Raw genomic sequence first — 12,387 nt, 5'->3', positions numbered from 1 at the left:
ACGCTCAGCGAGCAGACACGTATAGCCAGCTGCCGTTCTCGCGTACGAAACGACTGGTCTCGTGGAGTGAGTGCCGCTCGCCGAAATGGCGATAGTGCGCACGGAACTCCACGATTCCGTCGTTCTCCAGAAGGCCGCCACGCTCGGTTCGGAGCACTTCGAGGAGGTACCACTGCTGGTCAGGATCCAATTCGAGGTGATCCGCCCGAGTCCGCGGATGCCAGGAACGCAGGAGGTAGTCCTCGTCGCCGATGGCGAAGGCCGTGTAGCGGGAACGCATGAGCTGGACGGCGGTCACCGCCTTGCGTCTCCCTCCGATCACCGCGCCACAACACTCTGCGAACGGTTCACCATGGCGGCACGGACAGGCTTCGATTGCTGCGCTCACGAACGCTAGTATCGGCCACTGCCGCAGCGTGACATGCGTCACGGCCACACTGAGGTAACCCTAATTCTTTGTAGAATTTCGATGCTCGACGGGGACGACCGAACGACGACGGGAGCTATATGAACACCGCCGCCGCTGCGACGCGCGAACACGCCGCGACCAGGCCGGCCAAGGCTCGACCCACGCGGTCGCCTTGGAATCGCAAGAATCCCTATCCTGCCACCCTGATCGAGAACAATCTTCTTTCGCATCCGCACTCGGACAAAGAGGTGCGGCACTTCGCCTTCGCGTTGGCCGACAGTGGTCTGACCTACGAAGCGGGCGACGGCCTGAACGTCCGACCGGTCAACGACCCGTCGCTGGTCGCCGCTCTCCTGGAACGCTTGGGACTTCCGGCTGACGCACCGATCACGGCCCGTGACGGTTCGACCATGTCGCTGGAACATGTGCTGACCTACAACTACGAGATTTCGACGCCCTCGCGCGACCTGATCGACGAGGTCGCCATCCGGACCGCGGACCCCGAGATCGGCCACGTGCTGGCCACGGGCGAGCGCGCCGCGGTCGAAGCGTGGTTGTGGGGCAAGGACGTCCTCGACGTTCTGGCCATCGATCCGACGCTCGAACTTGCCGCCGACGAATTCGTCGGCCTGCTCACCCCCCTTCAGCACCGGACGTATTCGATTTCTTCGAGCCCACTCGTCCATGAGGGAGTCGTACACACCACCGTCGCGAGCGTCCGGTACCGGCACGCAGAACGCACTCGCGGCGGCTGCTGCTCGACCTACCTCGCGGACCGCGTCGGCGAAGGCACCACGGCCGGTGTGTTCATCGCCAAGAACAACGGCTTCCGGCTGCCGGCAGACGACTCCGCACCGATCGTCATGATCGGCCCGGGCACCGGCATCGCACCGTTCCGCGCCTTCCTCCACGAGCGCCAGGCGCGCGGCGCCGCTGGTCGAAATTGGCTGTTCTTCGGCGATCGGCGCCGTGCCACGGACTTCATCTACGAGGACGACCTGAACTCGCTTGCCGCCGACGGCGTTCTGACGCGCCTCGACCTGGCGTTCTCGCGCGACCAGGCCGAGAAGATCTACGTCCAGCACCGCATGCGCGAGAACGGCAGAGACCTCTTTGCCTGGCTGCAAGAGGGCGCCTACGTATATGTCTGCGGCGACGCGCTGCGGATGGCCAAGGATGTCGACCAGACCCTGCGGGAGATCGTCGCCGAACACGGCGGGCTCTCCCCCGATGCGGCCGACGAGTACGTCGCGAGCCTGCGCGCCGAGAAGCGTTACCTGAAGGACGTCTACTAGAGCTTTCGCTCCGACTCGTAGTCGAACTCGCGCACGTCTGCGCCGAGGATCATGGCACCGAGGTCCTCGCCGGATCCTTCGCCGCGGAAGTCGTGCAGCGTGTCTGCCGACTGCCAGCGCTCGAAGATGTTTATTCGACCGGCATCGACGAGGTCCGGCGACAACGCGAAATCGAGGCAGCCCGCCGCCGCACGCGCGAGTGTGACAACTTCTCGGCACGATTCCAGGTAATTGTCACGATCGGTCGGTTCGACGCGGATATGTCCGGCAACGATGATCATCGTTCTCCTGATTCGATTTACTTGTCGGTACTCCCCGCTACGTTATCGGCATGTCAGACATCGACGCCGGAAAGTTCGACCGCGAGGTTCACGCCGCCTGGGCGGCGTTCCGCAACCGAATCGCGGACGCGGTCGCTGACATGACGGACGACCAGTTGTTGGTCGTCGAATCCAGATTCGACGACACGAACGAGACCGGTATCCCGCCGTGCGTGCAGTTCCTCGGTTGGGGTGGCGGCTGGATTCGGTGCGAGGTGTCGTCGAATCCCTTTCTGGGACATGCACGCCAACTGCGGGCGAGCGATATCGAACGACTGCATGAACTCGGCTTCGGTGAGCCGGTGTCGGGTCCCGACGGCTCACCCGCGTATTTCCTCGATGCCGAACCTGCTCAGGCCGACCGGATTGCCGCCATCGCCGTCGCCGCACTGCGTGAGGTCTGGCACTTTGCGCACCCGTCCTTCCTCCGAGTCATCGTGGATGCCGAGGACCGTTCGCGCGAGTTCGGGGTCGCGTGCACGGTCTCCGAATTGCCACCGCTGCACATACTTTCGGCCAATATCGCCGAAAATCGCGAACACATGCGCAACCTGATCGACCGCAGCTTCGCCCTCATGGGCCACTACCCTTTCAAGGACGAAGACGGCGATGTCGTTGTTCCTGCCGGCCGGGTCGTCATGTTCATCGAGGCGGACGCACGTTTGCCCGAGATTCAATTGTGGTCACCACTGGTGTGCAACGTCGCCGACCGCACCCGGGCCGCAGAGCATCTCGCCGATATCAGCCGGAGCTGGCGGCACATTCGATTCGTCTTGACCGGGGGGCGCATTCAAGCGGTTGTCGACGTTCCCGCGTACCCGTTTGTGCCGCAGCATTTTCTGGAGCTGGTCGAACACTTCAGGGACTTTCTGCTCGGTTTCGACGACGCCTTCGCAGCGCGCCTGGGCGGCACGATCGACTCGGGCGAGAAAGAGACGATCGAATCATTCGACGACGACGACGACCTGCCACCAGCACTCACCGCAATCATCGATGTCGATCCCGACGGCCGTGGCCTGGATCCAGAGGTCCTGCTCCTCGCGTGTGGACGCGACGCCGAAACCATTCGAAAGTTCATCCAAATCAGCACATCTCAGGTCGATCAATGGCGGGCGGCGGCGCTGGACGCGCGTACGAGGTCCGACTATTTCGACGCTCAGCGCATCGACGACGAAGCCGATGCGTGGTCCAACACCGCGCAGTCGCTCACCGCCGCTCTGCGGTTACTGACCGCACCGGCAAGTCGGGAACGTATCGAACGCATTCGCAAGCCGCGGCAGCTCGAGTTGTTTCCGGACCCAGCTGAGCACACGCTGTTCACCGACACCGCGCTGAGTGACGACGAGCACTGCTGACGCGGGCACACGCTGATCAAGCTGCTACAACAAGGGTCCCGACCGGCAGCAGTTCTTCACGGAGTCGGCCCGACCTACCGACTCGCCTTGATCCGAAGCAGGCGTTCGAGTTGCCGACCACTGATGACTTTGATGGGTTGACCTAGCCGCAATCTCTCGCGAACGGCAAAGAGCTTGCGACCCTCGAACTCGCTCAGCGCGTTGCGAACCGGGCCGCGGACGACGAGGGTCGTGGTGTCGGAGACCGAACTTTGCACCTGCGCACCGGCATTGGTCACCAGTCGGACTGCATCTGCTCGGGTCAAGTTCTCCAGTTTGCCGGTGAAGACGACGCGCTGCCCGGCGATCGACGCGGGTGCCCGACCGGGTTGCAGGCTGAAGTGCCGCAAGGTCGTCAACGCGTCTTTCGCGTCGGTTGCGTCGAGATACTTCTTCGCATTTGCGGCCGTCGCATGCCAGATCCAGCATTTCAGATCCTCCGAAACATCCAGCTGGCGAATCGTATTCACCTGTTCGGCCTGCCAGACCTGTCCGGACAGCAAGGTGCATGCGAGCAGACCGAGCTGGAAGACGTCCTCGGCCGGACCCCAGCGATGGCTCGCCCACACCACCTTCGGCGTGTACGCCGGTGTGAACGCGGTGACTTCCGCCCGCCTCGGGTCCAGGGTCATCCGAGTGATCCCGAAATCACCCAGGACGAGATGACCACCGCGCAGGAAGACATTCGCGGGTGTGAGATCGCGGTGAGTGATGCCGACGTTGTGCATCCGCGACAGCAACTCGAGGACGCCGCCGATCTCTTTGCGAACTCGCGTCTCGTCCCAGGGTGGTCGCTCGGCTTTCACAGCGTCGTAGACGGTCCCCTCCGTCATGTACTCGAACACGAGTACGTGACGGCGCACCTGTAACCGTCCGCGACCCGTCGACGCTACGAACGAATCGAGCATCTGGACGGCGCGGTCGTAGCCGCGGACCACTTTGCCGAAGAAGGCCTCACCGTGCCAGTCGTCGGCACTTCCGCACACCTTGAGGCACACCTGTGCAACCGGCCTGCTTCCGTCTGCAGACAGGCGAAAAGCCGAATATGCCTGCCCGAAGCCACCTTCGCCGATCACCGCGCCGACTTCGTAACCGATTCCGTCGTCGTTGTAGAGCACCTGACCCGCACGCAGTGGCTTCGCTCTGTCGCCCATGCTTCGACGATAAGCCGAGTCGCCGGTCGCGAGTTGCCGTTTGGACCGACGACTACACGGCGCGTGTCCCCCGATCGGTGGACAGCGATTTCATCTCCCGGTTGGACCGGTTGGCGGACAGACGTGCGGGCCGGGCGGCGGGATAGTTGTTGCACACCGGGAAACGACCGGCCCAGAACCTCGAAGGCCCTCTCAGACAAGGACTTACACCATGAATACCACCGCCACCGAGAAGCCGGAAGCCGCCACCGAGACCGAGACCGAGACCGATCGCAAAGCGGCCCGCAAGCGCCGGATCGCGCAGATCTGCGCCTTTCCGATCGCAGCACTCACCGGAGTCGCAGTCGCATTCGGCGCGGTAGATCACTGACCCGCGGTAGATCACTGACCCGCCGTACTGACCCGCCACCCCATGACCAGATATCCACGACAACGAAACCAGGAAATCGAAATGTCCACACTCACTCGTGCCCGCACCGTCCAGCAGTCGACAACGTCCCACCTGCGCGCGACGACCGTTCTGCGCCTCTACACGTCGGAACCGCGGTACAAGATCGACGAAGTGATCGAAGCATTCACCGCACTGAATCCGGATATCGACGTCGATGTGTTCCGCGCACCGACGGGCGAACTGAAGTCCAGGATCGAGGTTTCTTCGGCTACGGGAGGGATCAGCGCCGACGTGCTGATGGCTGCGGATGCCGAGACGTTCGAGGATTACAAGGCCCGGGATCTGCTGCTTCGCTACACACCCGCCGACGTCGCGGCGCTACACGGCAACCTCGTCGATCCGGACGGGTACTACGTCGGAACTCGCATCATCCCGAGCGTCATCGCCTACAACACGGGCGCCTACATCACGCCGCCGCGATCCTGGAAGGTCCTGTCGGAAAGGAGATTCAGCGGTCAGGTCGCAATCGTGAATCCGCTCATCTCCGGAGCCGGCATGCACAACGCGAAGGTTTGGAGCGAAACCCCGAGTCTCGGCCGCTCGTGGCTGCGCGATTTCAGCGCGAACCGCCCCCGCATGGTGCACAGCAACGTGTGGGTCGGCGAGCTCGTCGCGGCCGGCGCGCAGCCGCTGGGAATCGTCGCCGACTACGTCGCTCGTGATTTGGCCGCACGCGGACTGCCGATCGCATTCGAATACCCGACCGACGGTGCCCCGTATGTGACCCAACCGGTCGGCATTTTCAAGGACACCCCGAACGCCCAGGCGGCCAAGCGTTTCGTCGACTTCCTCGTCAGCTTCGAGGGCCAGGAAATTGCCTCGGCGCAGCATTACATCCCGGTCCGCCGAGACGTCCTGCCGCCCGCGGGTTTCCCCCGCCCGGTTGGCATCCGGCTTCTTGCACCGAAGCCGACGACAACCACTCGCACGAAAGGAGCTCTTGCCAGGACCCACGCATCCGTCGCCTGAAACCGAGGGGGGTGCTTGACATCGAGAGCAGGACCGTCCCCCACGACACGCCCGTGGGGGACGGTATGCAACGCCACACCGCGATCGCGAGACATGAAGGCCATGGCGCAATAGGTTGGTAGTTGTGGCGCACGCAGCTTCGACGGTCGACGGATTCGATGAGTGGGCAGTATCCGTCGAAAAGATTGTCGGCGCCCCTCTCGCCGATCTGGTTCTTCGCCGAAACGCCGGATCCCGCGTTCCGGTTATCGACGCCGGCGAGCACGATCGGATTCGCAACTGGCTGCAGAGGCAGCAGCGATCGCTTACCGCAGATCCTCGCCCAGCTCTCGAAATCAGGATGGGCGTCGCCCGCCTCTACCTCGTCCTACTCGCGGCAGGTCTGTGGCAGGGCGACGAAGGATGGCGAGACGACCTCAAAGAGGTTGCGTGCGAACTCGTCCCATCCGACGAAGAGGACCGCACTCACGCGGCAGAAGTAGTGACTTCAGCGTGCACGCTGATCGCCGAGTGCCTGGCACTGCTGCGCCGGGATGCCCGCCTGCACGGCAGCACGGCGGCAGATCGCACCTTCAAACATGCGTGGGAGCGCACGAAAGAGCTGGCGATCTTTGCAGATCTGGACCTCCTGGACGGTGAACTCCTCGACGCAGATCAGCCGTTCGCAGTGGCGGCCTCCGAGACCGACATCGTCGCGATCACCGAGCTCGCGGCCGATGCCGACGACGATCCCCACGCCGACATGCTCGACGCTTTCCAGTCCGATGGCCTTCCTGTGACCTACGAAGACGGTGTGTGGCTCGTCGACGGCGAGTTCCGCAGCCCGCGAGCGAAAGCCGCATACGTCGCGACCAAGGTCGGCGCACCCTGCGCCGTGCTCGCCCGGAACTCTCGAAAGGCAGCTGTCGTGCTTTTCCACGACGGTGTGCTCGCCTTCGCCGAGTCGCCGATCCAGCAGTGGCGGCTGCACAAGCTGCCCCCGATCGCGACGCCTTCTTCCGTGCTCGGCGACGACATGTCCGCGTTCCGTGAGCGCTACCCGCTGCTGCCGATCCCCGACCGTGTCCGCGATCTGGCAGCCGCGTCCGACGCGAACCCGCAGATGCTTGCTATCGCCATCAAGATGAGCGGTAGCTGACGGCGTCAGCGATTTCGTTCGTAGTAGAGCGTCAACGCGCCACTTCCGCTCGTGCCGGTCAGTGCCAGCGTCCATGACGACGCCGGAGTGCCGTCGTCGAAAAGCCGTGCACCCGCGCCCACCAACTCGGGGCACAGCGTGATGCTCAATCGGTCGACCTCGTCTGCAGCGAGCAACGCCTTGATCACGCTGCTGCTTGCGAGAACGACAATGTCGCCACCCTCCTGCTCGCGCAGTTGCTTCACCACCGCGACGGGATCCGCGTCGACGAATCGCGTGTTCTCCCACTCCGTGTCGGTCAGCGTGGATGAGAAGACGACCTTTTCCGTCGTGTTGAGCCAGTGTGAGAAGGCACGATCACGCGGATCCGCGTTGTCGTCGGCGGCGACGCTCGGCCAGAAGCCGCCGAATCCTTGAAAGTTCTTCCGGCCGAGCAACGCGGTCGACGCAGTACTGACGACACGGGCCATATGGTCGCGGGCGCCGTCGGTGACGGCGTGCGGAACGATCCAGCCCATGTCGTGATCGCCGGCCGGTCCGACGGTCCGGCCGTCGAGCGACAGTGCGATGTTGGCAACGACCGTGCGAGAGCCTGTGGCGCTCATGTCGCTCCTCGAAGGTGGGTGATTTGCTGACGCGATCTTTCGTCCGGAAAGACCGGTCGCAATTATCGGCCTACCGCGGTTCGATGAGCTGAATTTCGAGCTCGACTTGAACTGTGTCGCTGAGCATTCCAGCGACCTGCGGACCGACGCCGAAGTCGCTACGCTTGATTCGCCCGACCGCCGAGAAGCCGGCGTGGCGGTCGCCGGTCGCGCTGAACTCCTGCACGCCACCCCATTCCACTTCGAGGGCAATCGGTGCGGTCGCGGTGCCGATGGACACGTCACCCGTGACGACGAAGTTCGGTGCGATTCGTACGGGCTCCGTGGCCCGAAACGTCATCGTCGGACGACGTTCGACATCGAGGAAGTCCGCGTTCCGAACGTGTGCGTCGCGTTGCTCGTTGCCGGTGTCGAACGAATCCAGCGCTACGACGGCGCCGATCTCGGCCGCGCCGCTCTCATCGACGACGAAGGTGGTGTCGAACTTCGTGAATCGGCCACGCACCTTGGCGATACCGAGGTGCCGCACGGTGAATCCCACCGATGAGTGCGCGGAATCGAGGACCCAGGAGCCGGCTGCGAGTGTGGTGTCTGTGGAAAGAGTCATGACTCGACTGTCGCGAGAATCGAGCGCGGCAACCAGACCGTGCTGATCCTGGCACTGCCAGGGCGAGGCTAGACAGCGCCGCTCGAGGCACCATGGACGTGTGTCGAAGTCCGAGTTCGGGCAGTTTCTCATCTCACGACGCGCTCGGTTGCGTCCGAGCGACGTCGGGTTGCCGGATTCCGGTCGACGACGGACTCCGGGCCTGCGCCGCGAGGAGGTCGCGGCCCTTGCCGGCGTAAGCGTCGACTACCTCGCGCGCCTCGAACAGGGGCGCGACACCAATCCGTCGATCTCGATTCTCGCCGCGCTGTCGCAGGCCCTGCAGTTGGACGAGACAGAACGCACGCACTTCGGTTGGCTCGCGCTCACAGCCGACAATTCCGGTTGCGCTCCCGCGCCCCCCGCACGCGAACAGTTGTCCCCGACTCTGCAGGCACTCCTGGAATCGGTGACCGCACCCGCATTCGTGCTCGGCCGGGAGCTGAAGATCCTCAGCTGGAACGCCCGCTGGGAGGAGTTCGCCACTCCGCTCGGCGTCCTCGAACCCGAGTCACGCCAGAACTTCGGATGGTACGTCTTCGCGAATCCGTCGGCACCGAAGATGCTGCGCAACTGGGACGAGGTTGCCGATTCCTACAGCGCGCGCCTGCGTGCCGCCGCCGTGCGGTGGCCGAACGACGACTCTTCCGCCCACACGATCGGCGGGCTCCACAAGTTCCCCGAGTTCGCGCGCCGCTGGGAAGAACACCGCGTCGAGAACCGCGGACCCGGGATTCTTCGAATTGCGCATCCGCGCAAGGGAAACGTCGAGTTCGAGTACGAGACACTTGAAATGGACGACATCTCGCTCGTTGTGTGGCTGACCGATCGCAGCATCGCCCAGACCCCCGGTCTACGGCTGGTCGAGCACAAAGCAGTGAACGACTGACGTTGTCGGCCCTTGTCCCCCGATCGGGGGACACTGAATTCATCTCCCGGTGGGTCCAGCCGGCGGACAGACTGCAGCTCGGTAGCGCGAGATAGTTATTGCACACCGGAAAACACCGGAAGCGAATCTCGAACCGCCACTGAGACAGGAACTTTCGCCATGAAGAAGACCACCGACACGCAGCCGATCGACCTCCTTGCCGAACTCGACCGGCGGCGGACGCGACGCGACCGAGTCGTCCGCTACACCGTCTTCTCTGTCGCAGCGCTCGCAGGTGTCGGGCTGGCCTTCGGTGCCGCCGGTATCGCCAATGCCGGCACGATGCCGATGACCGGAAACAGCATCGCCATGACAATCCGCAACGACACCGGCCAAGACATGGTCCTGCAGGGATCCGACAACCCATACGGCCAGTGGATTCACGCGCCCAATGCCACCCTGCGCCCCGGACAGTCCGAGATCGTCACTGCCAGCAACAACGACCCCAGCGGCCTCGGCGTCGACGTCACATATTCGCTGCCGGGCAACGCGCAAGCCGTCTTCATGGCCAACGACTACCCGGGCGGCACCGACACCAGCGGCACGCGCATGACGGGCCCTGACGGCCGCTTCTACACCGTCCGCTCGACCGTCGACACCGGATTCCCGACCATGAACGCCGCCTACAGCCTCGTCATGAACTAACCCTCGCAACCACCAGGACAAGACAATGACCACGCTCACTCACACACGAACAGGATTCACGCTCAGCTCCGCCCTGGTGGCCGCATTGACCGATCGCAAACGCTCACACCGAGCACCGAGCATGGGAGGAGCACAACGAGAGACCGAGCTACTGACCCTGTACACATCCGAACCACAGCACAAGATCGATGCACTGACAGCAGCTTTTACGGAGGACAACCCAGACATCAAGATCGACGTTCTACGCGCTCCGACCCGTGAACTGACGGCGCGCATCGAGGCAGAGCAACTCGCCGGCACGATCGGTGCCGACGTGTTGCTTGCCGCCGACTCGGCGACATTCGAGTCCTACAAGAACCGCGACCTATTGCTCGAATACCTCCCGCGAGACGTGTTCTCACTGCACGCCAACGTGATCGACCCCGACGGCTTCTATGTCGGCACCCGGATCATCCCAACGGTGATCTGCTACAACACCGAGTTCGACGTCGTCGCGCCGCGATCATGGAAGCAACTGGCAGAAAACAGGTTCTACGGCCGGCTGGCACTGCCGAATCCGCAGGTGTCGGGAGCCGCCGCACACAACCTGGCCGTCTGGCGCGAAACACTCACCCTCGGACCGCGCTGGATCGAAACGATCGCGTCGCACCGGCCGAACGTCGCGCACAGCAACTCATGGGTCGGTGAACTCGTGGCAGCCGGAGTGCAGCACGTCGGCATCGTGACCGACCACGTTGCCCGGGAACTCGCAGCGAAAGGGCTCCCGATAGCCATCCAGTATCCGACCGACGGCGCCCCGTATGTCACGCAACCGGTAGCGATCTTCCGGCACACGGCACACCCCGACGCAGCGAAACGGTTCCTAGATTTCCTGGTCAGCAAGCAGGGCCAAGAACTCGCGGTCACGCAGCACTACCTGCCGGTGCGCCGGGACGTCCAACCGCCCAACGGCTTTCCCCGGCGATCCGGTGTCCGACTGCTCGCACCGGCGCCGATCGAAACAACCGCGACCAGAACAGGAACGCTCGACAACTTCACCGCCCTCACACACTGACTCCCCGCGAGAGCCGCTCCCCGGATGACCAATCCCGGGGGGCGGTTTGCGTGCGCGCTAGGCTCGAACCGTGAGCCCGCTCTTCAAGTGGCGTCAAGCGGTCAGCAAGCTGAACGGCCCGCCCCAGACCACGGCACCGATCATCCGCAAGCCGTACAACGACGCCGAACTACGTTCGCTGGCCGCTATCTGGAAGCGAGCCGTCGAAGCCACCCACCATTTCCTGACGCCGTCGGACATCGCAGGCTACGAGCCGCGTGTGCGCAACGACTACCTACCGCGGGTCGAGGTATGGGTCGCGGTAGACGAGACGGACATTCCCGTCGGATTCATCGGCTTGGCCGGCAGCAAGATCGAGATGCTGTTCGTCGACCCCATCGCGCATGGCGGCGGGTTCGGCAGTGCACTCGTGGACGCCGTCGCCGCTCACCACGACACATTGACGGTCGACGTCAACGAACAGAATCCGGACGCGCACGAGTGGTATCTGCGGCGCGGGTTCGAGCAGACTGGCCGGTCTACGGAGGACAGCGACGGCAGGCCGTTCCCGCTCCTCCATCTGCGCCGGACGAACTAGGGCAGGATCGAGTCGACGTATCCGCCGTCGACACGTAGCGCTCCGCCGGTTGTCGCCGACGCAAACTTCGATGCCAGGTACACCACCATGTTCGCGATTTCCTCGGGCTCGATGAGCCGCTGCAGTAGCGACTGCGGACGATGAACACGCATGAATTCCCGTTGGGCGGCATCCCATTCCAGGGACTTGTCCACAAGCTCGTAGACGAAGTCTTCCACTCCCCCGGTGTGCGTCGGTCCTGCGATCACCGAGTTCACGGTCACGCCCGTGCCGGCAGCTGCTTTTGCGAATCCCCGCGAGACCCCGAGAAGAGCGGTCTTCGATACGCCGTAATGAATCATCTCCGTGGGTGTGACGATCGCGGAATCGCTCGCGATGTACTGCACGCGGCCCCAGCCGCGATCTGTCATCCCCGGTAAATAGAGCCGCGTGAGGCGCACTGCAGCAAGGACATTCACTTCGAAGTAGCGCCGCCACTCGTCGTCCGAAATCGCCAGCGGATCGGCCGAACCGAAGATCCCGAGGTTGTTGACGAGAATGTCCGCATCGGGAAGCAATTCGACAGCGCGAGCGGCGCCCTCCGCGGTCGACACGTCGGCGTCCACCACCACTACGTCAGCGCCAGAGACTTCCGCGCGCAGTTGGGCAGCGGCATCCTCGACGCGTTCTGCCGTCCGGCCGTTGAGTCCCACACGTGCTCCGCTGGCTGCGAGGCCCTTCGCGATCGCGTACCCGATGCCTTGCGTCGAGCCGGTGACCAGCGCTGTCTTACCACTGAGATCGATCTGCACGTTCGCTCCTA

Annotated in this window: 14 protein-coding genes and 1 pseudogene; 9 read left to right on the top strand and 6 right to left on the bottom strand. The window is 63.8% G+C overall.

What is annotated here, in order from left to right:
- Window positions 1-4 precede the first annotated feature (4 nt).
- Window positions 5-400: a YchJ family protein gene (locus tag JGU72_RS25590; RefSeq protein ID WP_307828612.1), complete on the bottom strand. Its 396-nt coding sequence runs from the start codon at window positions 398-400 to the stop codon at window positions 5-7.
- 119 nt (window positions 401-519) lie between these two features.
- Here JGU72_RS25590 and JGU72_RS25585 point away from each other — a divergent pair.
- Window positions 520-1,704: pseudogene (locus JGU72_RS25585) on the top strand (sulfite reductase subunit alpha); the annotation flags it as partial.
- Here JGU72_RS25585 and JGU72_RS25580 read toward each other — a convergent pair.
- On the bottom strand, window positions 1,701-1,985 hold the full coding sequence (locus JGU72_RS25580; RefSeq protein WP_199686934.1) for a putative quinol monooxygenase: 285 nt from the start codon (window positions 1,983-1,985) through the stop codon (window positions 1,701-1,703). The pseudogene JGU72_RS25585 and the gene JGU72_RS25580 sit on opposite strands and share 4 nt — an antisense overlap.
- 50 nt (window positions 1,986-2,035) lie before the next feature.
- Here JGU72_RS25580 and JGU72_RS25575 point away from each other — a divergent pair, with 50 nt between their 5' ends.
- Complete coding sequence (locus JGU72_RS25575) at window positions 2,036-3,379, top strand: T3SS (YopN, CesT) and YbjN peptide-binding chaperone 1 (RefSeq protein ID WP_199686933.1); 1,344 nt, start codon at window positions 2,036-2,038, stop codon at window positions 3,377-3,379.
- Between the two features lie 74 nt (window positions 3,380-3,453).
- Here JGU72_RS25575 and JGU72_RS25570 read toward each other — a convergent pair whose 3' ends face one another.
- Window positions 3,454-4,572, bottom strand: coding sequence for a protein kinase domain-containing protein (locus JGU72_RS25570; RefSeq protein WP_199686932.1), 1,119 nt, complete (start codon window positions 4,570-4,572; stop codon window positions 3,454-3,456).
- 211 nt (window positions 4,573-4,783) lie between these two features.
- On the opposite strand from JGU72_RS25570, the gene JGU72_RS25565 reads away from it, so the two are divergent.
- From JGU72_RS25565 to JGU72_RS25555, 3 genes are all read left to right on the top strand, one after another.
- A complete protein-coding gene (locus JGU72_RS25565) occupies window positions 4,784-4,942 on the top strand; it encodes a hypothetical protein (RefSeq protein WP_199686931.1) in 159 nt (52 codons plus the stop codon).
- An 81-nt stretch (window positions 4,943-5,023) separates the two neighbouring features.
- Window positions 5,024-5,992, top strand: a complete 969-nt coding sequence (locus tag JGU72_RS25560) for an extracellular solute-binding protein (RefSeq protein WP_199686930.1) — start codon at window positions 5,024-5,026, stop codon at window positions 5,990-5,992.
- A 124-nt stretch (window positions 5,993-6,116) separates the two neighbouring features.
- A complete protein-coding gene (locus tag JGU72_RS25555) occupies window positions 6,117-7,130 on the top strand; it encodes a hypothetical protein (protein ID WP_199686929.1) in 1,014 nt (337 codons plus the stop codon).
- Window positions 7,131-7,135: 5 nt separating this feature from the next.
- Here JGU72_RS25555 and JGU72_RS25550 read toward each other — a convergent pair whose 3' ends face one another.
- Complete coding sequence (locus JGU72_RS25550) at window positions 7,136-7,735, bottom strand: dihydrofolate reductase family protein (RefSeq protein ID WP_199686928.1); 600 nt, start codon at window positions 7,733-7,735, stop codon at window positions 7,136-7,138.
- 70 nt (window positions 7,736-7,805) lie between these two features.
- A complete protein-coding gene (locus JGU72_RS25545) occupies window positions 7,806-8,342 on the bottom strand; it encodes a YceI family protein (protein ID WP_199686927.1) in 537 nt (178 codons plus the stop codon).
- Between the two features lie 100 nt (window positions 8,343-8,442).
- On the opposite strand from JGU72_RS25545, the gene JGU72_RS31335 reads away from it, so the two are divergent.
- The 4 genes from JGU72_RS31335 (at window position 8,443) to JGU72_RS25525 (ending at window position 11,585) form a co-directional block, all read left to right on the top strand.
- Entirely contained in the window at window positions 8,443-9,270 is an 828-nt protein-coding gene (locus tag JGU72_RS31335) for a helix-turn-helix transcriptional regulator (RefSeq protein WP_199686926.1), read from the top strand.
- 159 nt (window positions 9,271-9,429) lie between these two features.
- A complete protein-coding gene (locus JGU72_RS25535; RefSeq protein WP_233533032.1) occupies window positions 9,430-9,954 on the top strand; it encodes a hypothetical protein in 525 nt (174 codons plus the stop codon).
- A 25-nt stretch (window positions 9,955-9,979) separates the two neighbouring features.
- Entirely contained in the window at window positions 9,980-11,008 is a 1,029-nt protein-coding gene (locus tag JGU72_RS25530) for an extracellular solute-binding protein (RefSeq protein ID WP_233533031.1), read from the top strand.
- A gap of 70 nt (window positions 11,009-11,078) precedes the next feature.
- On the top strand, window positions 11,079-11,585 hold the full coding sequence (locus JGU72_RS25525) for an acetyltransferase (protein ID WP_307828605.1): 507 nt from the start codon (window positions 11,079-11,081) through the stop codon (window positions 11,583-11,585).
- Here the strand turns inward: JGU72_RS25525 and JGU72_RS25520 are convergent.
- Window positions 11,582-12,376: an SDR family NAD(P)-dependent oxidoreductase gene (locus JGU72_RS25520; protein ID WP_199686925.1), complete on the bottom strand. Its 795-nt coding sequence runs from the start codon at window positions 12,374-12,376 to the stop codon at window positions 11,582-11,584. The genes JGU72_RS25525 and JGU72_RS25520 overlap by 4 nt on opposite strands.
- Between the last annotated feature and the right edge of the window lie 11 nt (window positions 12,377-12,387).

The sequence above is a fragment of the Antrihabitans auranticaus genome, from assembly GCF_016481275.1.
Taxonomy (GTDB): Bacteria; Actinomycetota; Actinomycetes; order Mycobacteriales; family Mycobacteriaceae; genus Antrihabitans.
Note: the sequence above shows the minus strand (reverse complement) of the source record. Positions and strands in the feature narration are given on the sequence as shown.